We start from the raw sequence: 25,455 nt of genomic DNA, 5'->3' as shown, positions 1-25,455 counted from the left end.
GTGTTGTCGCTGGCGGTGCCGGACAAGCGCTATTGCTTCGACCGTTTCCGTCCCTCGACCGGCTTGTCGCAGCTGGTCGATGCGCACCTGGAGCCGCGTGCGCATCACAACCCGGGCCGGGTCGCCGACTACTTCCTCAATGTGGTCAAGCTGGAAGGGCGCATCGCCTGGGACGGGCAGCACGCGCAAGGGCGCAGGCTGGGCGAGGTCGAATTCGCGCATACTGCGCAGGACGCGCGCCGCGGCATCGAGGCGGCCGGGCAGGGCGCCTATCCGGACATCCACGCCTGGTGCTTCACTCCCAACTGGTTCCGGCTGCTGCTGGGCCATCTGCACCGGCTGGGCCTGGCGGCGCTGCGCGAATCGAGTTTCCACCCCACCGTCGGCCACGAGTTCTACGTCGCGCTGTCGCGCGGCGGCAGCGGCTCCGGCCAGGACCGTCTGGCCCTGCTGCAGGCCAGCGAACGCGAAATGGCGGCTTGCGCGCTGTGAGGCGCGCCGGCCACAGCTGAGAACACCATGTCGAACAACACCTTCGGACGCTTGCTGCGCGTGACCACCTTCGGCGAAAGCCACGGCCCGGCCATCGGTTGCGTGGTCGACGGCTGCCCGCCGGGGCTGGCGCTCGCGCCGGAGGAGTTCCGCCACGACCTGGACCGCCGCGCCACCGGCAAGAGCCGCCACACCTCGGCGCGGCGCGAGGCCGACGAGATCGAGATTCTCAGCGGCGTCTACGAGGGCCGCACCACCGGCACGCCGATCGCCCTGCTGATCCGCAACACCGATGCGCGCAGCAAGGACTACAACAGCATCGCCGAGCAGTTCCGCCCCGGTCACGCCGACTACAGCTACTGGCAGAAGTACGGCCTGCGCGACCCGCGCGGCGGCGGGCGCTCGTCGGCGCGCGAGACCACCATGCGCGTGGCCGCCGGCGTGATCGCCAAGAAATGGCTGGCGCTGCGCTTCGGGGTGAGCGTGCGCGGCTACATGTCGCAGATCGGCGAGCTGACACCCGAAGGCTTCGACCTGGATGCGGTCGAGGGCAATCCGTTCTTCTGGCCGCATGCCGCGCAGGTGCCGGCGCTGGAGGCCTACATGGACGCGCTGCGCAAGTCCGGCGATTCGGTCGGCGCGCGCGTGGACGTGATCGCCGACCACGTGCCGCCGGGCTGGGGCGAGCCGATCTACGGCAAGCTCGACGGCGAACTGGCCGCGGCGCTGATGAGCATCAACGCGGTCAAGGGCGTGGAGATCGGCGACGGCTACGCCTCGGTGGCGCAAAAGGGCAGCGAGCACCGCGATCGGATGTCGCTGGCCGGCTTCGCCTCCAACCACGCCGGCGGCATCCTCGGCGGCATCAGCACCGGCCAGCGCCTGCATTGCTCGGCCGCGTTCAAGCCCACCTCCAGCCTGCGCCTGCCGGTGCGCGGCGTGGACGTGCACGGCAACGAGATCGACGTGGTCACCACCGGCCGCCACGACCCCTGCGTGGGCATCCGTGCCACCCCGATCTGCGAGGCCATGGTCGCGCTGGTGCTGATGGACCAGGCCCTGCGCCACCGCGCCCAGTGCGGCGACGTGGGCGAAGTGACGCCGCGCATCCCGGGCCAAGCCGATGCCTGAGCGCCCGCGGGTCTGGGTCTCGCAGCCGCTGTTCGCCGACCTGCTGGGCCGGCTGGACGCGCATTGCGAGGTCCGCCGCACCCAGATCGTGACCCAGCACGCGCCGGCCGACGTGGCCGCGGCGCTGCGCGATTGCGACGGCGCCCTGGTCACGCTCAACGACGCCATCGGTGCGGCCCAGGTCGCCGGCGCCGCGCGCCTGCGCGCGATCGCCAACGTCGGCGTGGGCTACAACAACCTGGACCTGGCGGCGCTGAGCGCGGCCGGCATCCTGGCCACCAACACCCCGGACGTGCTCACCGAGACCACGGCCGACTTCGGTTTCGCCCTGATGATGGCGGCGGCGCGGCGGATCACCGAGGCCGAGCGCTGGTTGCGCGACGGCCAGTGGCGCCAGTGGAGTTTCGAATCGCTGCTGGGTGGCGACATCCACGGCGCCACCCTGGGCATCCTGGGCATGGGCCGGATCGGCCGCGGCATCGCCCGGCGCGCTTCCGGCTTCGGCATGCGCGTGCTGTACCACAATCGCAGCCGCTTGCCCGATGAGGTCGAGCGCGCCCACAACGCCGAGTACGTGAGTTTCGAAGCGCTGTTCGAGCGCGCCGACCACCTGGTGCTGGTGCTGCCGTACGCGCCCGAGCATCACCACCTGATCGACGCCGCGGCGCTGGCGCGCCTGCGCCCGCACGCCACCCTGACCAACATCGCCCGCGGCGGCCTGATCGACGAGGACGCGCTGGCCGATGCGCTGGCCGGCGGCCGCCTGGCCGCGGCCGGGTTGGACGTGTTCGAAGGCGAGCCGGCGGTGAATCCGCGCCTGCTGGCGCTGCGCAACGTGGTGCTGACCCCGCATATCGCCAGCGGCAGCCTGGCCACGCGCCGGGCCATGGTCGCCCTGGCCGTGGACAACCTGCTCGCCGCGCTGGGCCTGGGCCCCGATGCCGGCCGCCCGCCATCGCCGCTGAACGCCGACGCGCTGGCCGCGCGAAAACCGGGCATCTGACACCCGCGTCGGCCGGCTTGCGCTCGAATCTGCGGCCGGATCTGCGAAAACCGCGATCGGCCGTCCGCCATTGGCGCCGCGCTTGCCCGATAATCGGCGCACTCCCATTCAACGCAACACCCGCCGGAAATGGGTCCGGCGGCCCCACTACCAGGTAAATCGAAACTGATGAACGCCAAGACGTCCTGCAATGTCGCCGTGGTCGGTGCTACCGGTGCGGTCGGTGAAACCATGCTGAAGGTCCTCGCGGAGCGCAAATTCCCGATCGGCCGTCTGCACGTGTTGGCCAGCGAGCGCTCGGCGGGCGAGAAAATTCAGTTCGAGGGCAAAACCCTGGTGGTCGAGGACTTGGCCACGTTCGATCCGTCCGGGGTCGACATCGCGCTGTTCTCGGCCGGCGGTTCGGTGTCCAAGGAATACGCGCCCAAGTTCGCCGCCGCCGGCGCGGTGGTGATCGACAACTCCTCGGCCTTCCGCTACGACGCCGACATCCCGCTGGTGGTCAGCGAGGTCAATCCGGAGCAGGCCGCCCAGCGCCCGCGCGGCATCATCGCCAACCCCAACTGCTCGACCATGCAACTGATGGTGGCGCTGGCGCCGATCCACCGTAAGGTCGGCATCGAGCGCATCAACGTGGCCACCTATCAGTCGGTCTCCGGCACCGGCCGGCGCGCGCTGGAGGAATTGGGCAAGCAGACCGCCGCGCTGCTCAACTTCCAGGACGCCAAGGCCGAGGTCTATCCGGTGCAGATCGCGTTCAATGTGATCCCGCACGGCGGCGACTTCACCGACAACGGCTACACCACCGAAGAAATGAAGCTGGTGTGGGAGACGCGCAAGATCCTCGGCGACGACAGCATCGGGGTAAACGCCACGGTGGTGCGCGTGCCGGTGTTCTACGGCCATTCCGAGGCCGTGCACCTGGAAACGCGCGAGAAGCTCAGCGCCGAGCAGGCGCGCGAGCTGCTGGAAGGCGCGCCGGGCCTGGTGGTGGTGGACGAGCGTGCCGCCGGCGGTTATCCGACCCCGGTCACCCATGCCTCGGGTCAGGACCCGGTGTACGTGGGCCGCATCCGCGACGACATCTCGCATCCGCGCGGGCTGTCGTTGTGGGTGGTGTCGGACAACATCCGCAAGGGTGCGGCCACCAACGCCGTGCAACTGGCCGAGCTGGTCTGGAACGAGCGTCAGGCGCAGAACGCGGCCTGAGGACAGGGACGGCGCAATGCGGCCGCATAGAGCGGCCGCATTGCGTAATAACGGTGGCGAGGGCTAGAGTCGCCGCCAGGGCAGGGAGTGGGACTTCGAGTGAAGCATCGTTTTACGCGCACCGCATTGGCATTGGCGCTGGCTCTGGCCAGCGGCGGGGCCTGCGCGCTCGGTCTGGGACAGATCGAAGTCAAGTCGCGTTCCGACCAGCCGCTGCTGGCGGAAATCCCGATCGTCTCCAGCGACCCGGCCGAACTGGAACAGCTGCAGGCGCGGCTGGCCTCGCCGGAAACCTTCGCCCGCATCGGCCTGATGCCGCCGCAGGGCATCGTCTCGGACCTGCAATTCCAGGTCGCGCTGGACGCGCGCGGCAACCCGGTGATCCGGGTCACCAGCCAGCAGCCGGTCAACCAGCCGCTGGTGACCTTCCTGGTCGAAGTGGACTGGGGCCAGGGCCGCCTGGTGCGCGAGTACTCGGCGCTGATCGACACCCCCAAGACCGTGTCGGCGCCGTTGCAGCCGCCGATCGAGGCGCCGGTGTCGGCGCCGTCCAACCTGATCGAACGCCCCATCGACCCGGCCGCCGTGGCCTCGGCGCCACCCGTGCCGGACCCGGCCGCGGTGGACGTGGTGCCCGACGCCTCGGTGCCCGCACCGGCGCCGGCCAGCGCCTTCCCCGAACAACCCACCGCGATCGCCATCGCGCCGCCGCCGCCGTCCCCGGTGCCGGCCCTGGATGCGCCGGCGCCCGCGGCCGCCGAGAACGGCGACGCCATCACCGTGCGCCGCGGCGACGCGCTCTCGCGCATCGCCAGCGGCCTGGACGCGAACGGCGCCACCCTGGACCAGACCATGGTCGCGCTGCTGCGCGCCAATCCCGACGCCTTCATCGGCGGCGACATCAACCGGCTCAAGCAGGGCGCGGTGCTGCGCGTGCCGTCGGGCAGCGAAGTCGCCGCGCTCGACGCCGGCGAGGCCAGCGCGCTGGTGCGCAGCCAGGTGCAGCAATGGCGCCAGGCGCGCCGCCCGGCGCCGCAACCGGCGACCGAAGCGGTGCCGTTGGCGGTCGCGCCCAGCGCGCAGCCGTCCGCGGGCGCGTCCGCCGCCGCGGCCGGTGCCGCCGGCGCCGGTGCGCGCTTGGAAATCGTTCCGCCGGGCGCCAGCCGCGCCACGCGCGCGGGCACACAGTCCGGCATCAGCGCCGGGGGCGAGGGGCAGATGCTGCGTCAGGAATTGCAAGAGTCCACCGAATCGCTCGCCGCCCGCGACGCCGAAGTCAAAGACCTCAAGGGCCGCATCGCCGAGCTCGAACAGCTGCAGAAGCAACAGCAGCAGCTGATCCAGTTGAAGGACAGCGAACTGGCCGCCGCGCAGCAGCGCGTGGCCGAATCCAACCAGAAGCAGGCCGCTGCGGGCGCTTCGACCGTGCTGCCGTGGACCATCACCGGCGTGGTGCTGTTGCTGGCCGCGCTGGGCGCCTGGTTCATGCGCCGACGCCCGGTCAAGCCGGTGTTCCGCGCGCCCGGCGCGGCGACCTCGCCGTCGCTGGCCGATGCCTTCGCCGAACCCGAAGCGCTGGTCGAGGCCGCGCCGGAGCCGGCGCCGGCTCCGGTCACGCCGCCGGCGGCGACCTCGGCCGCGCCGTTCTGGACCGCCAGCAGCGCCCAGCCCGCGGCCGAACGCCGGGTGCCGGCCTGGCACGTGGCCTCGGTCGGCAGCGGCAGCGGAGACGAGCCGCGCGAGCCCCTGCTGGCGACCCAGCCGGGTCAGGAGCGCCTGGAACTGGCGCGCGCCTACATGGATCTGGGCGACCACGACAGCGCCCGCCAGCTGCTGGGCGAAGTCGCGGTCACCGGCGATCTGGCCGCGCGCCAGCAGGCCGCCCGGATGCTGCGCGAATTGGAGTAAGCGGTGCAGGACCAGGTTCCGCAGGTCGCCGGCGCGGAGCGTCCCGCCGCGACCCGGCGCTACGCGTTGGGCGTCGAGTACGACGGCAGCGAGTTCTCCGGCTGGCAGCGCCTCAGCCGCCCAGGCGAGCCGGACACGCGTGGCGAGCCGACGGTGCAGAGCGCGCTGGAAGCCGCGCTGAGCTTCGTCGCCGGGCGCCTTACCGAAGTGGTCTGCGCCGGCCGCACCGATGCCGGCGTGCATGCGTCCTGCCAGGTGGTGCACTTCGACGGCCCGGTCGAGCGCGATCCGCGCGGCTGGGTGCTGGGCACCACCTCGCGGCTGCCGCCTTCGGTCTGCGTGCGCTGGTGCCTGCCGGTGGCCGACGATTTTCACGCGCGCTTCTCGGCGCGCGCGCGACGTTACCGCTATCGCATCCTCAACCGCCAGGTGCGGCCGGCGTTGCAACGCCAGTACCTGAGTTGGGAGCGCCGGCCGTTGGACGCCGACGCCATGCATCGCGCCGCGCAGGCGCTGCTGGGCGAAAACGACTTTTCGGCCTTCCGCACCGTGCACTGCCAGGCGCCGCACGCGCGTCGCGAACTGCAGCACATCCAGGTACGCCGTGACGGCGACGTGGTCGAAATCGAAGTGCAGGCCAATGCGTTCCTGCACCACATGGTCCGCAACATCGTCGGCAGCCTGTTGCCGGTGGGGCGCGGCGAACGGCCCGAGGCCTGGATCGGCGAACTGCTCGCAGGCCGCGACCGCACCGTCGCAGGGCCCACCGCGCCGTCCGCTGGCCTGGTGTTCATCGGCCCGCGCTACCCTGCGTCCTGGCAATTGCCGGCTGAGGTCACTTTGTGAGGCGCGCACGATGAAAGCACGCATGTTCCGCACCCGAATCAAGTTCTGCGGGTTCACCCGCCCAGGCGACGTGCGCCTGGCCTGCGAACTCGGCGCCGATGCGATCGGCTTCGTGTTCGCCGAGAGCAGCAAGCGCCGGGTCGAGGCCGAGGAAGCGCGCGCCATGCGCCAGGCGCTGGCGCCGTTGGTCGATGCGGTGGCCTTGTTCATGGACAACCCGGCCGAGCAGGTGCGCGACGTGGTCCGTCAGGTGCGGCCTAGCCTGCTGCAATTCCACGGCGACGAGACCGATGCGTTCTGCCGTTCATTCGGCGTGCCCTACCTGAAGGCGGTGGCGATGGGCGATGCGCCCGCGCCCGGCACGCCGGGCGCCGAACGCGGGGCGATCGCGTTGCACGCGCGCTATCCGTCGGCGTCGGGCTTCCTGCTCGACAGTCATGGCGCGGGCAGCAGCGGCGGCAGCGGCCGCACCTTCGACTGGTCGCGCATTCCCGTCGGCCTGCACAAGCCCTACCTGCTCGCCGGCGGTCTCACGACCGAAAACGTGTTCGACGCGATCCTGGCCACGCGCCCCTGGGGCGTGGACGTATCCAGCGGCATCGAAGCCGAGCCGGGCCTCAAGGACGGCCATCTGATGCGCCGCTTCGTAGAAGAAGTCCGCCGCGCCGATTGCCACACCGACTAACGTCGCACTGCTCGCCTTGGGGTAGGAGCGGCGTAAGCCGCGACCGCGAACGCGCAACTACGGCGAACGCCGCGCCCACCCCTGTAGGAGCTGCGCAAGCTGCGACCGCGAATCCGCAGTTACGACCAGGCCCTCGGTCGGCGTGGGGTCTGCTCTGGCGCCTTGGGGTAGGAGCGGCGTGAGCCGCGATAGGCTCCGAACTCGCGAAGGTGTGTGGGTGTGCTGGTTGAAGCAATAGCAACAGCTTCCGTCCGCAAGCGGCCGGGTCACTTTCTTTTGATAAGCGTCAAAAGAAAGTAACCAAAGAAAAACGCTTCGCCAAAGCTCCCGTGCGAGAGCGGAGCGCGCGCGGGGATTTTTCGCTGGCACATCCTGTGCCAGCGAAAAACGTCGCACCTCCTGTGCGCCGCCCTCCGCCTTCGCGGGGGCAGGCTCTACGGGTCTGCTGTTGGGACGGCGAGTTCGGGGCCCGAGCGAGGATCAACAGCATTCGCGCGTTGCGCTCACCCCCTCACCCTAGCCCTCTCCCGCAAGCGGGAGAGGGGATGCATTCGACGCTGCTTCTGCTTTAGCCCCTCTCCCGCTTGCGGGAGAGGGGTTGGGGTGAGGGCCGCGTACTCGCCATTCGCGCTTCGCCACGGGCAAGACCCTACGAACAATGCGGACGCCGCTATGCCTCCGCCAACTCCCCTCGCAACCAGCGCGCCAACTCTTCCACCCGCGCATCCTCGCGTCGCCTCGGCGCGCACAACACCCAACGCGCATCGGTTTCCACGAAACCCCAAGGCGCGATCAGGCGGCCGGCGGCCAGGTCGGCGGCGACCAGCGGTTGCGGGGCGATGGCGATGCCCAAACCGGCGTTGGCCGCTTCCAGCAGGTAGTACAGATGATCGAAGCCGGTGCCCATGCGCAGCGTGGCCGCGTCCACGCCCGCCCGCGCGGCCCAGTCGCCCCAGGCCTGCGGGCGCGAGGCGGTGTGCAGCAGCGCGATGCCTGCGAGCGCGGGCAGGGCGGGCAGTTCGGCCGCGCCCGGCCAGTGCGGGCTCAGCACCGGGCCGATGCGTTCGGCCGCCAGTTGATGCACCTGCCACTCACCCGGCCACGGCGGCGAGCCGATCAGCAGCGCGGCATCCAGGCCGCTCAGCGCCGCATCCGGCGCGCTGTCGTTGGCGGCCAGGTGCAGGCGCAGGGCAGGGCGCTCGCGGGCGAGCCGGTCCAGGCGCGGGATCATCCAGCGCGCGAGCACGCTGCCGGGGCAGCCCAGCACCAGCGGCGCCTGCGCCGGGCGCCGCTGCAGGTCGGCCCAGGCGCCGCGCAGCGGGGCGAAACCGGCTTCGGCGGCCTCGTACAGGCGCTGCCCGACTGGGGTCAGGGCCAGGCCTCGGCCCTCGCGCACGAACAAGGCCGCGCCCAGGGCGTCCTCCAGCGCGCGTAGCTGGCGGCTGACCGCGCCATGGGTCACGTGCAGCTCGGCCGCGGCGCGGCCCACGCCGTCCAGCCGCGCCACCGCCTCGAAGGCGCGCAGGGCGTTCAGCGGAGGCAGGTCGCGGCTCATGGCGATCGGTGAGTTTTCCTGACGGGTTGGGCCGATTTTATGCGTTATCGATCGCGCCGTCGCGCGATAAAGTAGCCGGACTTCCGCTGCCCGCCCCACCGCCGTGACCGCCATTGCCGACTACCACGCCTATCCGGACGCCTCCGGCCATTTCGGCCGCTACGGCGGCCGCTTCGTCGCCGAAACCCTGATCGGGCCGCTGGAGGAACTGGCCGCGGCCTACGACGCCGCGCGCGTGGACCCCGCGTTCCAGGCCGCCTTCGACGCCGACCTGGCCCATTACGTGGGCCGGCCCAGTCCGATCTACCACGCCCAGCGCCTGAGCGACGAAGTGGGCGGCGCGCGCATCCTGCTCAAGCGCGAGGACCTGAACCACACCGGCGCGCACAAGATCAACAACACTATCGGCCAGGCCCTGCTGGCCAGCCGCATGGGCAAGCCGCGGATCATCGCCGAGACCGGCGCCGGCCAGCACGGCGTCGCCAGCGCCACCGTGGCCGCGCGCCTGGGCCTGGAGTGCGTGGTCTACATGGGCGCCACCGACATCGAGCGGCAGAAGATCAACGTCTACCGCATGAAGCTGCTGGGCGCGACCGTGGTACCGGTGACCAGCGGCTCGGCCACGCTCAAGGACGCGCTCAACGAGGCCATGCGCGACTGGGTCACCAACGTGCGCGACACCTTCTACATCATCGGCACCGTCGCCGGGCCGGACCCGTACCCGCGCATGGTGCGCGACTTCAACGCCATCGTCGGCCGCGAGGCGAGGGCGCAGATGCTGGCCGAATACGGCCGCCTGCCCGACGCGATCACCGCCTGCGTCGGCGGCGGCAGCAACGCCATCGGCCTGTTCCATGCGTTCTTGAACGATGCTTCGGTGCGCATCGTCGGCGCCGAGGCCGCCGGCGACGGCATCGACAGCGGCCGCCACGCCTCGTCGCTGGCCGCCGGCCGTCCGGGCGTGCTGCACGGCAACCGCACCTATGTGCTGTGCGACGACGAAGGCCAGATCATCGAAACCCACTCGGTCTCCGCCGGCCTGGACTACCCCGGCGTCGGCCCCGAACACGCCTTCCTCAAGGACGCCGGCCGCGCCGAATACGTGGGCGTGAGCGACGACGAGGCTCTGGCCGCCTTCCACCAGCTCGCGCGCACCGAAGGCATCCTGGCCGCGCTGGAATCCAGCCACGCCATCGCCCAGGCGATCAAGCTCGCCCGAACCATGCCCAAGGACCAGATCGTGCTGTGCAATCTGTCGGGGCGCGGGGATAAGGACGTGCATACGATCGCGGCGCGCGAAGGCATCGTGTTCTGAAGATTCCCTTCTCCCGCGTGCGGGAGAAGGTGCCCGGAGGGCGGATGAGGGCGCACGCGATGCGGCTCCCCCGCAACCGACGGACCTCACCCCAACCCCTCTCCCGCCCAGCGCGAGAGGGGCTCAAGCGAAGAACCTGATATGAACCGCATCGACACCCGCTTCGCCGCGCTCAAAGCCCAAAACCGCAAGGCCCTGGTGCCCTTCGTCACCGCCGGCGATCCCGCGCTGGAAGCCACCGTGCCGGTGATGCACGCGCTGACCGCAGCCGGCGCCGACGTGATCGAACTGGGCGTGCCGTTCTCTGACCCCATGGCCGACGGCCCCACCATCCAGCGCAGTTCCGAGCGCGCGATCGCGCGCGGCGCCGGCCTGAGCTACGCGCTGCGCTGCGTGCAGCAGTTCCGCGAGCGCGACGCCCAGACCCCGGTGGTGCTGATGGGCTATCTCAACCCGATCGAAATCCGCGGCGCCCGGCGTTTCGCCGACGCCGCCGCCGCGGCCGGCGTCGACGGCGTGCTGCTGGTCGACCTGCCCCCGGAGGAAGCCGCCGAACTGCGCGCGGCCTTCGCCGCCACCGGCCTGCAGCTGATCCTGCTGGCCTCGCCGACCACCACCGATCAGCGCCTGGCCGTGCTGGCCGACGAAGCCCAGGGCTACCTCTATTACGTCAGCTTCGCCGGCGTGACCGGCGCCGACCGGCTGGATACCGACGCCGCCAGCACCCGCCTGCAGCAGATCCGCCAGCGCTGCCGGGTGCCGGTGGTGGCCGGCTTCGGCATCAAGGACGCCGCCAGCGCCGTGGCCATGGCGCGCGAGGCCGAGGGCGTGGTGGTCGGCAGCGCCCTGGTCGCGGCCCTGGCCGAGGCCGGCCCCGACGCCGCCGCCGAACGCGCCGCGGCCTTCCTGGCGCCGCTGCGCCAGGCCCTGGACCGGGCTGTGCCGTGAACCATACGGCCTGCGCTAAACTGGTGCGCTAGGGAAGTTTTTGGGCGGCCTCGGGCCGCCCGGGACGCCGCAAACCGGGCTAGCGCCCGCGATTGTTCCCGTAGGATCAGGCACTTGCGCGCCTGGCCCACGGGCGCGCCATGCTTGGCGCGCGGGAGCTCCGGGTCCGGGGCTTCCCTAGGCCGTGTCCGCGCTCGCTGCCGGAGCGGCCCTCATCGCAGCCTGAACGGGAAAACCGCACACGCATGTCCTGGCTCAAAAAACTCATGCCCGGCAGCCGCACCGGCATCCGCACCGACTCCGCCGCCGCCGGCAAGCGCCGCAGCGTGCCCGAGGGCCTGTGGGAAAAGTGCGACCGCTGCGGCGCCGTGCTCTACCGGCCCGAACTCGAGGAGAACCTCGAGGTCTGCCCCAAGTGCAGCTTCCACATGCCCATCCGCGGCCGCGTGCGCCTCAACGCGCTGTTCGACCCGGGCAGCACCACCGAGATCGGCGCCGAGCTCGGCCCGACCGACGTGCTCAAGTTCAAGGATCAGAAGAAGTACTCCGACCGGATCAAGGCCGCGCAGAAGAGCACCGGCGAGCGCGATGCGCTGATCGCCATGCGCGGCACCCTGAAGCAGCGGCCGCTGGTCGCCGCCTCGTTCGACTTCGCCTACATGGGCGGTTCGATGGGCTCGGTGGTGGGCGAGCGCTTCGCCCGCGCGGCCGAAACCGCGCTGGAACTGGGCTGTCCCTTCGTGTGCTTCTCCGCCAGCGGCGGCGCGCGCATGCAGGAAAGCCTGTTCTCGCTGATGCAGATGGCCAAGACCTCGGCCGCGCTCGGGCGCCTGCGCGAGGCCGGCCTGCCCTACATCTCGGTCATGACCCACCCGACCACCGGCGGCGTCTCGGCCTCGTTCGCGATGCTGGGCGACATCAACATGGCCGAGCCCGAAGCGCTGATCGGCTTCGCCGGACCGCGCGTGATCGAGCAGACCGTGCGCGAGAAGCTGCCCGAAGGCTTCCAGCGCAGCGAGTTCCTGGTGGCCCACGGTGCCATCGACCAGATCTGCGACCGTCGCGAACTGCGCGATCGCCTGGCCCACCTGCTGGCGCTGATGATGAAGCAGCCGCAGCCCGAGGACGACGCCGAGCTGGAGCTCGACCGGAGCGGCGCTTGAGCCGCAAGTACTTCGGCACCGACGGCATCCGCGGCCGGGTGGGCGAGGGCGCGATCTCGGCCGACTTCGTGCTGCGCCTGGGCAACGCCTACGGTCACGCGCTCAAGCGCCGCGACTGGCGCAAGCCGGTGGTGATCATCGGCAAGGACACGCGCATCTCCAACTACATGTTCGAGGCCGCGCTGGAAGCCGGGCTGGTCGCCGCCGGCGTGGACGTGCAGCTGATGGGCCCCATGCCGACCCCGGCGGTGGCCCACCTGACCCATTCGATGCGCGCCGACGGCGGCATCGTGATCTCGGCCTCGCACAACCCGCACCACGACAACGGCATCAAGTTCTTCTCGGCCGAAGGCGAGAAGCTCGACGACGCCACCGAACTGGCGATCGAGGCCGCGCTGGAACTGCCGTTCCGCACCGTGGCGTCCGAAGAACTGGGCAAGGCGGTGCGCACGCGCGACGCGCTGGGCCGCTACATCGAGGCCTGCAAGGGCTCGGTGCCCAAGGGCTTCGACCTGGGCGGCATGCGCATCGCCATGGACTGCGCCAACGGCGCCACCTATCAGCTCGGTCCGCTGGTGCTGCGCGAACTGGGCGCGCGCGTGGACGCGATCGGGGTCGAGCCCAACGGCCTGAACATCAACGACGGCGTGGGTTCCACTCACCCCGACACCCTGGCCGAGCGCGTGCGCGCCAGCGGCGCCGACCTGGGCATCGCCTTCGACGGCGACGGCGACCGGGTGCTGTTCGTCGACGGCGAAGGCACGGTGCGCGACGGCGACGACCTGCTCTATGTGCTGGCCTGCGATTGGCAGGACAGCGGCCGCCTGCGCGGCCCCGTGGTCGGCACGCTGATGACCAACTACGCCCTGGAGCGCGCGTTCGCCCAGCGCGGCATCGAGTTCGTGCGCGCCAAGGTCGGCGACCGTTATGTGCACCAGCAGCTGATCGCGCGCGACGGCACCCTGGGCGGCGAGGCCTCCGGCCACCTGCTGTGCCTGGACCGCACCAGCACCGGCGACGGCATCGTCAGCGCGCTGCAGGTGCTGGAGGTGCTCAGCCGCCGCGGCCTCTCGCTGACGCAGGCCCTGCACGGCTTCGCCAAGGTGCCGCAGAAGACCGTCAACGTACGCTTCCAGGCCGGGTCCAAGCCGGCCGAGGCCGCATCGGTGCAGGCCGCCCTGGCTGAAGCCCAGGCCGCCGTGGCCGGCCGCGGCCGCGCCTTCCTGCGCCCGTCGGGCACCGAACCGGTGGTCCGGGTTACGGTAGAGGCCGACGATGCGCAACTGATGCAGGACACGCTGCAGCGCCTGGCCGAGGCCGTGCGCGCCGCGGCGCAATGACACCACGAGAGCGAACATGACCTCCCAGATTCCGACCCTCGATATCCGCCGTTTCGACACCGACCGCGAAGCCTTCGTCGCCGAGCTGGGCGCCGCCTACCGCGAGTGGGGCTTCGCCGGCATCCGCGGCCACGGCATTCCGGCCGAGCAGATCGATCAGTCCTACGATCTGTTCAAGCGTTTCTTCGCCCTGCCGGAAGAGACCAAGCGCCAGTACCATGTGCCCGGCAGCGGCGGCGCGCGCGGCTACACCCCGTTCGGCGTGGAGACCGCCAAGGACTCCAAACACTTCGACCTCAAGGAGTTCTGGCACGTGGGCCGCGAGATCCCGCGCGATTCGCAGTACGCCGACGTGATGCCGGCCAACCTGTGGCCGAGCGAGATTCCCGAGTTCCGCGAGCAGGCCTACGGCCTGTACACCGCGCTGGACCAGCTGGGGTCGCGTGTGCTCAGCGCGCTGGCCCTGCATATCGGCCTGCCGGAGGACTATTTCGCCGACAAGACCGATTCGGGCAATTCGATCCTGCGCCCGATCCATTACCCGCCGATCACCACCGACGACATCCCCAACGTGCGCGCCGGCGCGCACGAGGACATCAACCTGATCACCCTGCTGGTCGGCGCCAGCGCCGAGGGCCTGGAGGTGAAGTCGCGCAAGGGCGAGTGGGTGCCGTTCACCGCCGACGCCGACACCATCGTGGTCAACATCGGCGACATGCTGCAGCGTCTGACCAACCACGTGTACCCCTCGACCACCCACCGCGTGGTCAACCCGCCGGGCGAGAAGGCGCGCCAGCCGCGCTATTCCACGCCGTTCTTCCTGCACCCGAACCCGGATTTCCTGATCGACGTGCTGCCTTCGACGATCACGCCGGACAACCCCAAGCGCTATCCGGAGCCGATCACGGCGCAGGGGTATCTGGAAGAGCGCTTGCGCGAGATCAAGCTGAAGTAAGCACCGGCACGGGTGGCGGCGCGAGCCGCCACCGCGCAAGCGCCGCCGCCCTGTAGGAGCTGCGCAAGCTGCGACCGCGAATCCACCGTTACGACCAAGCCCTCGGTCGGCGTGGGGTCCGCTCTGGCGCCTTGGGGTAGGAGCGGCGTGAGCCGCGACCAGCTCCGAGCTCGCGAAGGTGTGTGGGTGTGTTGGTCGAAGCAACAGCAACAGCTTCCGTCCGCAAGCGGCCGGGTTACTTTCTTTTGATAAGCGTCAAAAGAAAGTAACCAAAGAAAAACGCTGCCCCAGAGCTCCAGTGCGAGAGCGGAGTGGGCGCGGGGATTTTCCGATGGCACATCCTGTGCCAGCGCAAAACGGCGCACATCCTGTGCGCCGCCCCCCCGCCTTCGCGGGGGCAGGCTCTCCGGGTCTTTTATTGGTGTGGCGAGTTCGGTGCCCGAGCGAGGAGCAAGAGCATTCGCGCTTTGCGCTCACCCCCTCACCCTAACCCTCTCCCGCAAGCGGGAGAGGGGACAGATCCGACGCTTGCTGCTTTAGCCCCTCTCCCGCTTGCGGGAGAGGGGTTGGGGTGAGGGCGGCGCAGCACCAATCCCGCATCGCTAGCCCGGCAGCACCGCCACCCCAGCCTCCACCAACGCCTCCCGCCACGCCGCCAGCTTCATCTGCATCGGCTGCGACGCATTCGCCGGGCTGGTCGACGGCAAACGCCGCAACGCCGGCAACGGCGCGCGCAGCCCCGGCAGCACCAGCCGCCGGAAACTCGTCTCCGCCTGCGCGCCGTTGAACAGCACCGCGCCCACGCGCGCATGCGTGGCGAAGAACCGCGCGAAATCGTTGGCTTCCGCCGCGCGGATCGCCGTATCCAGGCTGCCGCTGCGCTCACAGCTGGCCAGCACGTCCCACAAGGCGATGCCGGCGTCGTTCAAACGCCGCAAGCGCTGCTCGTAGGGCAGGGCGGGGTCGGCGCCGACCAGTGCGCCCATGATCGGCCAGAAGCGGTTCTGCGGATGCGCGTAATAGCGCTGCGCCGTCAGCGAGGCCGCGCCCGGCATGCTGCCCAGCACCAGCACGCGCGCGTCCGCCCGGGCCACCGGCGGGAAACCCTGCAGGCGCGCGGCGCTCATTCGGCGTCGCGGAAATCGCTGGCGCGGCTGGCGACCAAGGCGTTGGCCACGCGTTCGGGCAGGTATTTGGCCAAGCCGGCAAGGACGCGGTTGATGCTCCCGGTCACGTAGCGCGCGTCGCCGCGCTCCACCGCGTCCACGCCCAGCCGCGCCACCGTGTCGGCGTCCAGCCACAGCCACTTGGGCAAGCGCGAGATGCGTTCGCGCATGCCGTTGACGTCGTGGAATTCGGTGTAGGTGAAGCCCGGGCACAGCGCGGTCACGTGCACCCCGCGCGGCCGGCTCTCGGCCGCCAGCGACTGGCTGAAGCGGATCACGAAGCTCTTGGAGGCGCCGTACAGGGTATGCCCGGCCGAGGGCGGCACCAGCCCGGCCAGCGAGGCCACGTTGAGGATGCGCCCGTAACGGCGCGCCTCCATCTCGGGCAGGTAGCGGTGGCTGAGCTCGGCCACCGCGGTCACCAGCACCTGCAGGAAGTCGGCGTGGACCTTCCAGTCGTCGGCCAGGTAGCGCCCCGGCACGCCGTAGCCGGCGTTGTTGACCAGGTGGCCGATCGCCAGCCCGCGGCGCCGGGTTTCCGCGTGCAGATGGGCCGGCGCGGCCGGATCGGCCAGGTCGGCGGCGATCACCTCCACCGGCACCTGCGCGCGCAGCTGCGCGGCCAGCGCCTGCAGGCGGTCCTCGCGCCGCGCGGTCAGCACCAGCGGCACGCCGCGGCGGGCGTATTCGCGGGCCAGGGCGGCGCCGATGCCGGCCGAGGCGCCGGTGATCAGGGCATGGAGCGGGGCAGGGGGCTGGGTCATGAGGCCGTCGGGTTGCCGGGTGTGTCCGCTAGCTTGCCCTGGCCGGGCCATGCGCGGCGACGGGCTGCGGTAGAATCGCGTCCTTTCGTAGCTTGGGATGGCCATGCGCCGCAGGATCGTCGCCGGAAACTGGAAGCTGCACGGCAGCCGCGAGTTCGCCTTCGGGCTGTTGGACCAGGTGGTCGCCGCCGCCGCCCCGGCCGGGGTGGAGCGCATCGTGCTGCCGCCGCTGCCCTACCTGGGCGAGTTGATCGAACACTACGGCACGCGCGGCCTGGATTTCGGTTCGCAGGACGTGAGCAGCAACGAGAAGGGCGCCTACACCGGCGAGGTCTCGGCCTCGATGCTGCGCGACGTGGGCGCGCGCTACGGCCTGGTCGGCCATTCCGAGCGCCGCCAGTACCACGCCGAGAGCAGCGCCCTGGTCGCGCGCAAGTTCGCCGCCGCCAAGGCCGCCGGCCTGGTGCCGATCCTGTGCGTGGGCGAGACCCTGGCCGAGCGCGAAGACGGCCAGACCGAATACCGCCTGCAGGAGCAGCTGGCGCCGATTTTCGAATTGGGCGCGCAGCAGCTGGCCGGCGCCATCGTCGCCTACGAACCGGTCTGGGCCATCGGCACCGGCCGCACCGCCACGCCCGAGCAGGCGCAGGCGGTGCACGCATTCATTCGTAGCGAAATCGCCGGACTGGATGCTACAATCGCTGGCTCGCTGCCGATCCTGTATGGCGGTAGCGTGAAGGCCGACAACGCCGCCGCGCTGTTCTCGCAGCCCGACGTCGACGGCGGTCTGGTCGGTGGGGCCTCCCTGGTCGCCGCCGATTTCAACGCCATCGCTGCCGCGGCGGCGCCCTGACGGAACCGGGCCCGGCCCGGCGCTGTCGCACACGAACCACCCTACGAAGAATCCCACGATGCTGTTGTTCCTCAACGTCATCTACGTGCTGATCGCGATCGCCATGATCGCGCTGATCCTGATGCAACGCGGCGCGGGTGCGCAGGCGGGCTCGGGCTTCGGCGGCGGTGCCTCGGCCACCGTGTTCGGTGCGCGCGGCTCGTCCAACTTCCTGTCCAAGGCCACCAAGTGGCTGGCGATCGCGTTCTTCGCGATCAGCCTGTTCATGGCCTGGCAGGCCTCGCGCGGCGCCGGCGGCAATGTCGCCCCGACCGAGCAGGACGCCGGCCTGGCGGCCGACATCGGCGGCGCTCCGGCCAAGCCGGCCGCGGGTAACGCCACGGTTCCGGCGGCTCCTGCCCAGAGCGCTCCGGCCCAGACCGCTCCGGCGGCTCCGGGTTCGACCGTGCCGGCCGCCCCGGCCCAGAACGCTCCGCAGGCGCCCGCCGACGGCACCGTTCCGGCGGCTCCGGCGCAGCAGGCTCCGGCCCAGCCGGCGCCGGCCAACCCGCCGCAGACGCAGCCGGCTTCGGGCGGCTGACAAAGCGCGGTACCATATAACCTGCGCTTTAAATGTTGTGTTCCAAGCGGCCCGGTACGGATCACCGGGGCGCGGTCAGCGATGACCGGGGGCTTTGCGCGTTAGCGCCGGGCCCGGGCCAGGACGGCGAGGTTTGATTGCCCAGGTGGCGGAATTGGTAGACGCACTACCTTGAGGTGGTAGCGACGTAAGTCGTGGGGGTTCGAGTCCCCCCTTGGGCACCACACCGCAGTTTCGTAGAACCCAAAGCAGTACGGTCAAGGCAACGCGACCGGCAGCAACACGCACCACAACCCCCAGGTGCGGCACGCACGGCGGGCCGCGCCGCTGGCCCGGATCGGAATCGCGGCAATCGCATCCGACAGGGCCGGACCGCCGAGCCAAGGCTGCCTTACCGCAGCCAAGTAGCCGAGAGAACATCGAGTGCTGGCCGAATACCTGCCGACCCTGCTGTTCCTGATCGTCGCCAGCGCCATTGGCGTCGCCCTGTTGGTGGTAGGCAACACGCTCGGGCCCAAGCGCCCGACGACGGAGAAACTGTCTCCGTACGAGTGCGGCTTCGAAGCCTTCGAAGACGCGCGCATGCAGTTCGACGTGCGCTACTACCTCATCGCCATCCAGTTCATCATTTTCGATCTGGAAATCATCTTCATCGTGCCCTGGGCCACCGTGTTCCGCGATCTGGGCGTGGTCGGCCTGATCGAGATGGGCATTTTCGCCAGCATGCTCCTGCTCGGCTTCGTCTACGTCTGGAAGAAGGGAGCGCTCGAATGGGAGTGATCCAAACCCTCGGCGACACCGTCTCCGGGTTGATGCACAACCCGCTGCCGGAAGGCCGCCTCGACGACATCCTGCGTCCTGAGGGCGAGAACCCGCTGCTGCAGCAGGGCTTCGTCACCACCAACCTGGACACGCTGTGGAACTGGGCGCGTACCGGTTCGATGTGGCCGATGACCTTCGGCCTGGCCTGCTGCGCGGTCGAGATGATGCACGCCGGCGCCTCGCGCCTGGATCTGGACCGCTACGGCGTGGTGTTCCGCCCGTCGCCGCGCCAGTCCGACGTGATGATCGTGGCTGGCACCCTGGTCAACAAGATGGCCCCGGCGCTGCGCAAGGTCTACGACCAGATGCCCGACCCCAAGTGGGTGATCTCGATGGGCAGCTGCGCCAACGGCGGCGGCTACTACCACTATTCCTACGCCGTGGTCCGCGGTTGCGACCGCGTGGTGCCGGTGGACGTGTACGTGCCGGGCTGCCCGCCGACCGCCGAAGCGCTGGTCTACGGCATCCTGCAGTTGCAGCGCAAGATCCGTCGCGGCACCAACTTCGGCGAGAACAAGCAGGGCGTGCGCGAATGAACGCCAGCGCCTATGCCGACGCGCTGCGCGCGCGCTTTCCCAACGCCACCGTGACCGTCGCGCTGCCGCGCGGCGAGACCACGCTGGAAGTGTCCGCCGAGGAATGGCTGGGCGCCGCCCGCGCGCTGCGCGACGAGTTCGGCTTCGAGCAGTGCGTCGACGTCAGCGGCGTGGACTACCTGAGCTACGGCAGCGACGAGTGGGACACCGACGTGTCCTCGGAAGGCTTCTCGCGCGGCGTGGAAGGCAAGAGCGCCGGCCGTTTCGTCTGGGGCGAGGCGCCCAACGGCGCCGCCGCCGCACCGGAACGCCGTTACGCGGCCGTCGCCCACCTGCTGTCCTACCAGCACAACCGCCGCGTGCGCCTGAAGGCCTTCGCGCCCAACGACGACCTGCCGGTGGTGGCTTCGCTGACCTCGATCTGGCCGGGCGTGAACTGGTTCGAGCGCGAGGCCTTCGACCTGTTCGGCATCGTCTTCGACGGCCATCCGGACCTGCGCCGCATCCTCACCGACTACGGTTTCGTCGGCCATCCGTTCCGCAAGGACTTCCCGCTGATCGGCAACGTCGAAGTGCGCTACGACGCCGACAAGAAGCGCGTGGTCTACGAACCGGTGTCCATCGAGCCGCGCGTAGGCGTGCCGCGCGTGATCCGCGACGACGCGCGTTACCAGACCGCCACCGGCGAAGCCGCCCAGCGCGCCGAGGTGAAGAAGTGAGCGCCGTGCCTGCCTCCAATACCTCCGGCCTGAACAACGCCGAGATCCGCAACTACACCCTGAACTTCGGTCCCCAGCATCCGGCCGCGCACGGCGTGCTGCGCCTGATCCTGGAGATGGACGGCGAGGTCGTGCAGCGCGCCGATCCGCACATCGGCCTGCTCCACCGCGGCACCGAGAAGCTGGCCGAGTCCAAGCCGTTCAACCAGTCCATCGGTTACATGGACCGCTTGGACTACGTGTCGATGATGTGCAACGAGCACGCCTACGTGCGCGCGATCGAATCCCTGCTGGGGATCGAGGCGCCGGTGCGCGCGCAGTACATCCGCACCATGTTCGACGAGATCACCCGCATCCTGAACCATCTGATGTGGGTCGGTTCCAACGCGCTCGACCTGGGCGCGATGGCGGTGTTCCTGTACGCCTTCCGTGAGCGCGAAGAGCTGATGGACTGCTACGAGGCGGTCAGCGGCGCGCGCATGCACGCCACCTACTACCGTCCGGGCGGCGTCTACCGCGACCTGCCGGACCGCATGCCCAAGTACCGCGAATCGCCGTGGAAGAAGGGCGCTAGCCTGAAGCGCTTCAACGAGTGGCGCGAAGGCTCGCTGCTGGACTACCTGGACGCGTTCACCGACGACTTCCCCAAGCGCGTCGACGAGTACGAGACCCTGCTCACCGAGAACCGCATCTGGAAGCAGCGCACCGTGGGCGTGGGCGTGGTCTCGCCCGAGCAGGCGCTGGCCTGGGGCATGACCGGCCCGATGGTGCGCGGCTCCGGCATCGCCTGGGACCTGCGCAAGAAGCAGCCTTACGCCAGCTACGCCGAAGTCGATTTCGACATTCCGCTGGGCACCAACGGCGACTGCTACGACCGCTACCTGGTGCGCGTGGCCGAGATGCGCGAGTCCAACCGCATCATCAAGCAGTGCGTTAAGTGGCTTCGCGCCAATCCCGGCCCCGTGATCGTCGACAACTTCAAGGTCGCGCCGCCCAAGCGCGAAGAAATGAAGGACGACATGGAAGCGCTGATCCACCACTTCAAGCTGTTCTCGGAAGGCTACTGCGTGCCGGCCGGCGAGACCTACAGCGCGGTCGAGGCGCCCAAGGGCGAGTTCGGCTGCTACCTGGTCTCCGACGGCGCCAACAAGCCGTTCCGGGTCAAGCTGCGCGCTCCGGGCTTCGCGCATCTGTCGTCGATGGACGAGATCGTGAAGGGCCACATGCTGGCCGACGTGGTGGCCATGATCGGCACCTACGACGTCGTGTTCGGCGAGATCGACCGCTGATCGCCGCAGGCGAGCGGCGATCACTGAGGAATTGAACGAATGAAGGCGACAGGCAATTTCGAAGCCACCCAGCACGTCGATCCGATGGTCGCGCTGTCGGACAAGACGCGTGCGCACATCGATCACTGGCTGACCAAGTTCCCGCCGGACCGCAAGCGCTCGGCCGTGCTGCAGGGCCTGCACGCGGCACAGGAGCAGAACGGCGGCTGGCTGACCGACGAGCTGATCGCGGCCGTGGCCAAGTACCTGGGCCTGCCGCCGGTGTGGGCCTACGAGGTGGCGAGCTTCTACTCGATGTTCGAAACCGAGCAGGTCGGCCGCCACAACGTCGCTTTCTGCACCAACATCAGCTGCTGGCTCAACGGCGCCGAGGACCTGGTCCGCCACGCCGAGAACAAGCTGGGCTGCAAGCTCGGGCAATCCACCGCCGATGGCCGCATCTTCCTCAAGCGCGAGGAAGAGTGCCTGGCCGCGTGCTGCGGCGCGCCGGTGGTCGTCGTCAACGGTCATTACCTGGAGAAGCTCGACACCGCCAAGGTGGACGAGATTCTCGACGGTTTGAAGTGAGGTCGGGCGAGATGGCGCACGGTCACCACGATTATTCCCAGGGCTACGGCCCGGTCGGCCCGGCTCCGCAGGAGCACCAGGTCGTCTACACCACGCTGCATTTCGACACGCCCTGGTCGTACGAGAACTATCTCAAGACCGGCGGCTACGCGGCGCTGCGCAAGATCCTCAGCGAGAAGATCGAGCCGGCCGCGGTGATCGAGATGGTCAAGGGCTCGGGCCTGCGCGGCCGCGGCGGCGCGGGCTTCCCGACCGGTCTGAAGTGGAGCTTCATGCCCAAGGGCAGCGGCACCCAGAAGTACATCCTGTGCAACTCGGACGAGTCCGAGCCGGGCACGGCCAAGGATCGCGACATCCTGCGCTACAACCCGCATTCGGTGGTCGAGGGCATGGCGATCGCCTGCTACGCCACCGGTTCGACCGTGGCCTACAACTACCTGCGCGGCGAGTTCCATCACGAGCCGTTCGAGCACTTCGAGCAGGCGCTGAAGGAAGCCTACGAGCACGGCTGGCTGGGCAAGAACGTGCTCGGCAGCGGCATCGACATCGACATCTACGGCGCGCTCGGCGCCGGCGCCTACATCTGCGGCGAAGAAACCGCGCTGATGGAGTCGCTGGAAGGCAAGAAGGGCCAGCCGCGCTACAAGCCGCCGTTCCCGGCCAACTTCGGCCTGTACGGCAAGCCGACCACGATCAACAACACCGAGACCTACGCCTCGGTGCCGGCGATCGTGCGCAACGGCGCCGAGTGGTTCCTCAACCTGGGCAAGCCCAACAACGGCGGCCCGAAGATCTTCTCGGTGTCCGGCCACGTGGCCAACCCGGGCAACTTCGAGATCCGCCTGGGAACCCCGTTCGCCGACCTGCTGCAGATGGCCGGCGGCATGCGCGGCGGCCGCAAGCTCAAGGCGGTGATCCCGGGTGGTTCCTCGATGCCGGTGCTGCCGGCCGAGACCATGATGGGCCTGACCATGGACTACGACGCGATCCAGAAGGCCGGCTCCGGCCTGGGTTCGGGCGCGGTCATCGTCATGGACGAGACCACCTGCATGGTCCGCGCCTGCCAGCGCATCGCGCGCTTCTACTTCAAGGAAAGCTGCGGCCAGTGCACGCCCTGCCGCGAAGGCACGGGCTGGATGTACCGCATGCTTACGCGCATCGTCGACAAGCAGGCCACGCTGGAAGACCTGCAGATGCTGCGCGCCGCGGCCGGCCAGATCGAAGGCCACACCATCTGCGCCTTCGGCGAAGCCGCCGCTTGGCCGGTGCAGGGCTTCCTGCGCCACTTCTGGAGCGAGTTCGAGTACGCGATCGTGAACAAGCGTTTCCTCGTCGACGATCAAGCCGCCGGCACGGTGGTTGAAAAGGTGGCCGCATGAGCGCGCAGCCGGTAAACCCGAACCTGCCGCCCGACCACGTCACCGTCTTCATCGACGGCGTCGAGATGGCCGCGCCCAAGGGCTCGATGATCATCCAGGCCGCCGACAAGGCCGGCATTCCGATTCCGCGCTTCTGCTACCACGACAAGCTCAGCATCGCGGCCAATTGCCGCATGTGCCTGGTCGAAGTGGAGAAGATGCCCAAGCCCGCGCCGGCCTGCGCCACGCCGGTGATGGACGGCATGAAGATCGTCACCCGCAGCGACAAGGCCCTGAAGTCGCAGCGCAACGTGATGGAGTTCCTGCTGGTCAACCACCCGCTGGACTGCCCGATCTGCGATCAGGGCGGCGAGTGCGAGCTGCAGGACCTGTCGATGGGCTACGGCCGCTCGGTCAGCCGTTTCGCCGAGCGCAAGCGCGTGGTGCCGGACGAGGACATGGGCCCGCTGGTCGCCACCGAGATGACCCGCTGCATCCAGTGCACGCGCTGCGTGCGCTTCACCGCGGAAGTCGCCGGCACCTACGAGCTGGGCGGCATGTACCGCGGCGAGAACCTGCAGATCGGCACCTTCGACGGCAAGCCGCTGACCACCGAGCTGTCGGGCAACGTCATCGACGTGTGCCCGGTGGGCGCGCTGACCAACAAGGTGTTCCAGTTCCAGGCCCGTCCCTGGGAACTGACCGCGCGCGAGTCGCTGGGTTACCACGACGCGCTGGGCAGCAACCTGTTCCTGCACGTGCGCCGCGGCGACGTGCTGCGCGCGGTGCCGCGCGACAACGAAGCCGTCAACGAGTGCTGGCTGTCGGACCGCGACCGCTATTCGCACCAGGGCCTGTACGCCGAAGATCGCGCCGTGGCGCCGATGGTCAAGGACAACGGCGAATGGCGCGAGACCACTTGGGAGGACGCGCTGGCGCGCGCCGCCAAGATCCTGCGCGACAACGGCGCCGACGCCCTGGGCGTGCTCGCCCATCCGACGACGTCGAACGAAGAGGGCGCGCTGCTCGCGCGCCTGGCCCAGGCTTTGGGCACCGGCAACCTCGACCATCGCATCGGCCAGCACGACCTGTCCGACGCCGCCGTCGCGCAGCCGTTCGCCGCGCCGGTGGCCGAGTTGTCGCAGGCCGACGTGGTGGTGATCGTGGGCAGCAACCTGCGCCACGAGCTGCCGCTGGCGCACCAGCGCGTGCGCAAGGCCTGGACCCGCGGCGCCAAGGTGCACGCGGTCAATCCGGTCGATTTCGACTTCACCTTCGAGCTCGCCGGCAAGCGCATCGCCGCCCCGTCGCAGCTCGCCGCCGCGCTGGGCGACAGCGCGCTGCGCGAGGCCGCCCAGGCCGGCAACCGCGCGGTGATCGTGCTGGGCGCGCTGGCCGAGAACGGCCCGCACGCCGCCGCCATCCGCGCCGCCGCCGCCGACTTCGCCGCCGCCACCGGCGCCGCGCTGTGCCGCATTCCGCAGGGTGCCAACGCCGTCGGCCTGAGCCGTCACGGCGTGCTGCCGACCGCGCGCGACGCGCAGGGCATGCTCAGCGATGCGCGCGGCGCCTACATGATCTACGGCATCGAGCCGGGCCTGGATTTCGCCGACACCGCCGCCGCGCTCAAGGCGCTGGGCCAGGCGCAGGTGGTGGCCTTCAGCCATTACGCCTGCCGCTCCACCCGCGCCGTCGCCGACGTGATCCTGCCGATCGGCCTGCTGCCGGAAATCGACGCCACCCTGACCAACCTGGACGGCAACGACCAGCGCGCCAGCGCCGGCGGCAAGCTGCCGGGCCAGGCCCGCGCCGGCTGGCGCGTGCTGCGTGCGCTGGGCGGCGAGCTCGGCGCGCCGGGCTTCGATTTCACCGATCTGGCCGGCCTGCGCGCCAGCGTGCAGCCGCAGACCGTGCAGCCGTCCGCCGGCCGCGCGCCCGCGGCGGGCGAGGGCGGTCTCGAGGTCGCCGCCAGCATCGCCATCTACCGCAGCGATGCCGTGGTCCGCCGCGCAGCCGCGCTGCAGGCGCACCCGCTCAACCGCGAACCGCGCGCCGTGCTCAATCCGGCCGATGCGCAGTCGCTGGGCCTGGAAGACGGCGCGGTCGGCAAGTTCGCCGCCGCCGCCGGCACCGCCACGCTGCCGGTCGCGGTCAGCGACAAGGTCGCCGCCGGCACGGTCTGGATCGAAACCGGCCACGGCGCCACCGCGCCGCTGGGCGCGGGCCGCGTGCAGGCGGGGAGGGCTTAAGC

General features: G+C 70.0%; 24 protein-coding genes and 1 tRNA gene. 22 read left to right on the top strand and 3 right to left on the bottom strand.

Features of this window, described 5'->3' with window-relative positions:
* The 7 genes from DX914_RS06815 to DX914_RS06785 all read left to right on the top strand — a co-directional run bounded on the left by DX914_RS06815 (nucleotide 1) and on the right by DX914_RS06785 (nucleotide 7,274).
* Nucleotides 1-492, top strand: coding sequence for a hypothetical protein (locus DX914_RS06815; RefSeq protein ID WP_147300618.1), 492 nt, complete (start codon nucleotides 1-3; stop codon nucleotides 490-492).
* Between the two features lie 27 nt (nucleotides 493-519).
* Entirely contained in the window at nucleotides 520-1,623 is a 1,104-nt protein-coding gene (gene aroC / locus DX914_RS06810; protein WP_115858255.1) for a chorismate synthase, read from the top strand.
* On the top strand, nucleotides 1,616-2,626 hold the full coding sequence (locus DX914_RS06805) for a 2-hydroxyacid dehydrogenase (protein ID WP_115858254.1): 1,011 nt from the start codon (nucleotides 1,616-1,618) through the stop codon (nucleotides 2,624-2,626). Before aroC ends, DX914_RS06805 begins: the two co-directional genes overlap by 8 nt.
* A 168-nt stretch (nucleotides 2,627-2,794) precedes the next feature.
* Nucleotides 2,795-3,835 (top strand): aspartate-semialdehyde dehydrogenase, encoded by a 1,041-nt coding sequence (locus DX914_RS06800; protein ID WP_115858253.1) that lies wholly within the window; start codon nucleotides 2,795-2,797, stop codon nucleotides 3,833-3,835.
* 99 nt (nucleotides 3,836-3,934) lie between these two features.
* On the top strand, nucleotides 3,935-5,743 hold the full coding sequence (locus DX914_RS06795) for a motility hub landmark protein FimV (RefSeq protein WP_231118167.1): 1,809 nt from the start codon (nucleotides 3,935-3,937) through the stop codon (nucleotides 5,741-5,743).
* Nucleotides 5,744-5,746: 3 nt separating this feature from the next.
* Nucleotides 5,747-6,589, top strand: a complete 843-nt coding sequence (gene truA, locus DX914_RS06790; RefSeq protein ID WP_115858251.1) for a tRNA pseudouridine(38-40) synthase TruA — start codon at nucleotides 5,747-5,749, stop codon at nucleotides 6,587-6,589.
* 10 nt (nucleotides 6,590-6,599) lie between these two features.
* Nucleotides 6,600-7,274, top strand: a complete 675-nt coding sequence (locus DX914_RS06785; RefSeq protein WP_115858250.1) for a phosphoribosylanthranilate isomerase — start codon at nucleotides 6,600-6,602, stop codon at nucleotides 7,272-7,274.
* 670 nt (nucleotides 7,275-7,944) lie between these two features.
* On the opposite strand, the gene DX914_RS06780 is transcribed toward DX914_RS06785, so the two are convergent.
* On the bottom strand, nucleotides 7,945-8,829 hold the full coding sequence (locus DX914_RS06780) for a LysR family transcriptional regulator (RefSeq protein ID WP_115858249.1): 885 nt from the start codon (nucleotides 8,827-8,829) through the stop codon (nucleotides 7,945-7,947).
* A 103-nt stretch (nucleotides 8,830-8,932) separates the two neighbouring features.
* On the opposite strand from DX914_RS06780, the gene trpB reads away from it, so the two are divergent.
* The 5 genes from trpB (at nucleotide 8,933) to DX914_RS06755 (ending at nucleotide 14,550) form a co-directional block, all read left to right on the top strand.
* On the top strand, nucleotides 8,933-10,144 hold the full coding sequence (trpB, locus tag DX914_RS06775; RefSeq protein ID WP_115858248.1) for a tryptophan synthase subunit beta: 1,212 nt from the start codon (nucleotides 8,933-8,935) through the stop codon (nucleotides 10,142-10,144).
* A 141-nt stretch (nucleotides 10,145-10,285) separates the two neighbouring features.
* The gene (gene trpA / locus DX914_RS06770; RefSeq protein ID WP_115858247.1) at nucleotides 10,286-11,092 is read left to right on the top strand and encodes a tryptophan synthase subunit alpha; all 807 of its coding nucleotides are present in this window, start codon (nucleotides 10,286-10,288) and stop codon (nucleotides 11,090-11,092) included.
* A 245-nt stretch (nucleotides 11,093-11,337) separates the two neighbouring features.
* Entirely contained in the window at nucleotides 11,338-12,255 is a 918-nt protein-coding gene (gene accD / locus DX914_RS06765) for an acetyl-CoA carboxylase, carboxyltransferase subunit beta (RefSeq protein WP_115858246.1), read from the top strand.
* The gene (gene glmM, locus DX914_RS06760; RefSeq protein WP_115858245.1) at nucleotides 12,252-13,595 is read left to right on the top strand and encodes a phosphoglucosamine mutase; all 1,344 of its coding nucleotides are present in this window, start codon (nucleotides 12,252-12,254) and stop codon (nucleotides 13,593-13,595) included. Before accD ends, glmM begins: the two co-directional genes overlap by 4 nt.
* A 16-nt stretch (nucleotides 13,596-13,611) precedes the next feature.
* Nucleotides 13,612-14,550 (top strand): isopenicillin N synthase family dioxygenase, encoded by a 939-nt coding sequence (locus DX914_RS06755; RefSeq protein ID WP_115858244.1) that lies wholly within the window; start codon nucleotides 13,612-13,614, stop codon nucleotides 14,548-14,550.
* Nucleotides 14,551-15,152: 602 nt separating this feature from the next.
* Here the strand turns inward: DX914_RS06755 and DX914_RS06745 are convergent.
* Together DX914_RS06745 and DX914_RS06740 are read right to left on the bottom strand one after the other, a co-directional pair.
* The gene (locus DX914_RS06745; RefSeq protein WP_115858242.1) at nucleotides 15,153-15,677 is read right to left on the bottom strand and encodes a DNA-deoxyinosine glycosylase; all 525 of its coding nucleotides are present in this window, start codon (nucleotides 15,675-15,677) and stop codon (nucleotides 15,153-15,155) included.
* Nucleotides 15,674-16,480: an SDR family NAD(P)-dependent oxidoreductase gene (locus DX914_RS06740; RefSeq protein ID WP_115858241.1), complete on the bottom strand. Its 807-nt coding sequence runs from the start codon at nucleotides 16,478-16,480 to the stop codon at nucleotides 15,674-15,676. Before DX914_RS06740 ends, DX914_RS06745 begins: the two co-directional genes overlap by 4 nt.
* A 103-nt stretch (nucleotides 16,481-16,583) precedes the next feature.
* Here DX914_RS06740 and tpiA point away from each other — a divergent pair, with 103 nt between their 5' ends.
* From tpiA to nuoG, 10 genes are all read left to right on the top strand, one after another.
* On the top strand, nucleotides 16,584-17,333 hold the full coding sequence (gene tpiA, locus DX914_RS06735; protein WP_115859162.1) for a triose-phosphate isomerase: 750 nt from the start codon (nucleotides 16,584-16,586) through the stop codon (nucleotides 17,331-17,333).
* A 58-nt stretch (nucleotides 17,334-17,391) separates the two neighbouring features.
* Nucleotides 17,392-17,913, top strand: a complete 522-nt coding sequence (secG, locus tag DX914_RS06730) for a preprotein translocase subunit SecG (protein WP_115858240.1) — start codon at nucleotides 17,392-17,394, stop codon at nucleotides 17,911-17,913.
* Between the two features lie 139 nt (nucleotides 17,914-18,052).
* Nucleotides 18,053-18,137: transfer RNA gene (locus tag DX914_RS06725), tRNA-Leu, on the top strand.
* A 199-nt stretch (nucleotides 18,138-18,336) separates the two neighbouring features.
* Complete coding sequence (locus tag DX914_RS06720) at nucleotides 18,337-18,693, top strand: NADH-quinone oxidoreductase subunit A (RefSeq protein ID WP_115858239.1); 357 nt, start codon at nucleotides 18,337-18,339, stop codon at nucleotides 18,691-18,693.
* Nucleotides 18,684-19,271: a NuoB/complex I 20 kDa subunit family protein gene (locus DX914_RS06715; RefSeq protein ID WP_115858238.1), complete on the top strand. Its 588-nt coding sequence runs from the start codon at nucleotides 18,684-18,686 to the stop codon at nucleotides 19,269-19,271. The genes DX914_RS06720 and DX914_RS06715 overlap by 10 nt, the downstream gene beginning before the upstream one ends.
* Nucleotides 19,268-19,990 (top strand): NADH-quinone oxidoreductase subunit C, encoded by a 723-nt coding sequence (locus DX914_RS06710; protein ID WP_115858237.1) that lies wholly within the window; start codon nucleotides 19,268-19,270, stop codon nucleotides 19,988-19,990. Before DX914_RS06715 ends, DX914_RS06710 begins: the two co-directional genes overlap by 4 nt.
* A complete protein-coding gene (locus DX914_RS06705; protein ID WP_196778837.1) occupies nucleotides 19,987-21,279 on the top strand; it encodes an NADH-quinone oxidoreductase subunit D in 1,293 nt (430 codons plus the stop codon). The genes DX914_RS06710 and DX914_RS06705 overlap by 4 nt, the downstream gene beginning before the upstream one ends.
* Before the next feature lie 39 nt (nucleotides 21,280-21,318).
* A complete protein-coding gene (nuoE, locus tag DX914_RS06700) occupies nucleotides 21,319-21,846 on the top strand; it encodes an NADH-quinone oxidoreductase subunit NuoE (RefSeq protein ID WP_115858236.1) in 528 nt (175 codons plus the stop codon).
* 11 nt (nucleotides 21,847-21,857) lie between these two features.
* Complete coding sequence (gene nuoF / locus DX914_RS06695; RefSeq protein ID WP_115858235.1) at nucleotides 21,858-23,225, top strand: NADH-quinone oxidoreductase subunit NuoF; 1,368 nt, start codon at nucleotides 21,858-21,860, stop codon at nucleotides 23,223-23,225.
* Nucleotides 23,222-25,453 (top strand): NADH-quinone oxidoreductase subunit NuoG, encoded by a 2,232-nt coding sequence (gene nuoG, locus DX914_RS06690; protein ID WP_115858234.1) that lies wholly within the window; start codon nucleotides 23,222-23,224, stop codon nucleotides 25,451-25,453. The genes nuoF and nuoG overlap by 4 nt, the downstream gene beginning before the upstream one ends.
* Nucleotides 25,454-25,455 lie beyond the last annotated feature (2 nt).

The organism is Lysobacter silvisoli (assembly GCF_003382365.1).
In the GTDB taxonomy this organism is placed as follows: domain Bacteria; phylum Pseudomonadota; class Gammaproteobacteria; order Xanthomonadales; family Xanthomonadaceae; genus Lysobacter; species Lysobacter silvisoli.
Note: the sequence above shows the minus strand (reverse complement) of the source record. Positions and strands in the feature narration are given on the sequence as shown.

Coding starts and splice junctions, on each gene's coding strand:
- aroC (WP_115858255.1), top strand. CDS start 520: ATGTCGAACAACACCTTCGGACGCTTGCTGCGCGTGACCACCTTCGGC.
- DX914_RS06805 (WP_115858254.1), top strand. CDS start 1,616: ATGCCTGAGCGCCCGCGGGTCTGGGTCTCGCAGCCGCTGTTCGCCGAC.
- DX914_RS06800 (WP_115858253.1), top strand. CDS start 2,795: ATGAACGCCAAGACGTCCTGCAATGTCGCCGTGGTCGGTGCTACCGGT.
- DX914_RS06785 (WP_115858250.1), top strand. CDS start 6,600: ATGAAAGCACGCATGTTCCGCACCCGAATCAAGTTCTGCGGGTTCACC.
- DX914_RS06780 (WP_115858249.1), bottom strand. CDS start 8,829: ATGAGCCGCGACCTGCCTCCGCTGAACGCCCTGCGCGCCTTCGAGGCG.
- trpA (WP_115858247.1), top strand. CDS start 10,286: ATGAACCGCATCGACACCCGCTTCGCCGCGCTCAAAGCCCAAAACCGC.
- accD (WP_115858246.1), top strand. CDS start 11,338: ATGTCCTGGCTCAAAAAACTCATGCCCGGCAGCCGCACCGGCATCCGC.
- DX914_RS06755 (WP_115858244.1), top strand. CDS start 13,612: ATGACCTCCCAGATTCCGACCCTCGATATCCGCCGTTTCGACACCGAC.
- DX914_RS06745 (WP_115858242.1), bottom strand. CDS start 15,677: ATGAGCGCCGCGCGCCTGCAGGGTTTCCCGCCGGTGGCCCGGGCGGAC.
- DX914_RS06740 (WP_115858241.1), bottom strand. CDS start 16,480: ATGACCCAGCCCCCTGCCCCGCTCCATGCCCTGATCACCGGCGCCTCG.
- tpiA (WP_115859162.1), top strand. CDS start 16,584: ATGCGCCGCAGGATCGTCGCCGGAAACTGGAAGCTGCACGGCAGCCGC.
- secG (WP_115858240.1), top strand. CDS start 17,392: ATGCTGTTGTTCCTCAACGTCATCTACGTGCTGATCGCGATCGCCATG.
- DX914_RS06715 (WP_115858238.1), top strand. CDS start 18,684: ATGGGAGTGATCCAAACCCTCGGCGACACCGTCTCCGGGTTGATGCAC.
- DX914_RS06710 (WP_115858237.1), top strand. CDS start 19,268: ATGAACGCCAGCGCCTATGCCGACGCGCTGCGCGCGCGCTTTCCCAAC.
- nuoE (WP_115858236.1), top strand. CDS start 21,319: ATGAAGGCGACAGGCAATTTCGAAGCCACCCAGCACGTCGATCCGATG.
- nuoF (WP_115858235.1), top strand. CDS start 21,858: ATGGCGCACGGTCACCACGATTATTCCCAGGGCTACGGCCCGGTCGGC.
- nuoG (WP_115858234.1), top strand. CDS start 23,222: ATGAGCGCGCAGCCGGTAAACCCGAACCTGCCGCCCGACCACGTCACC.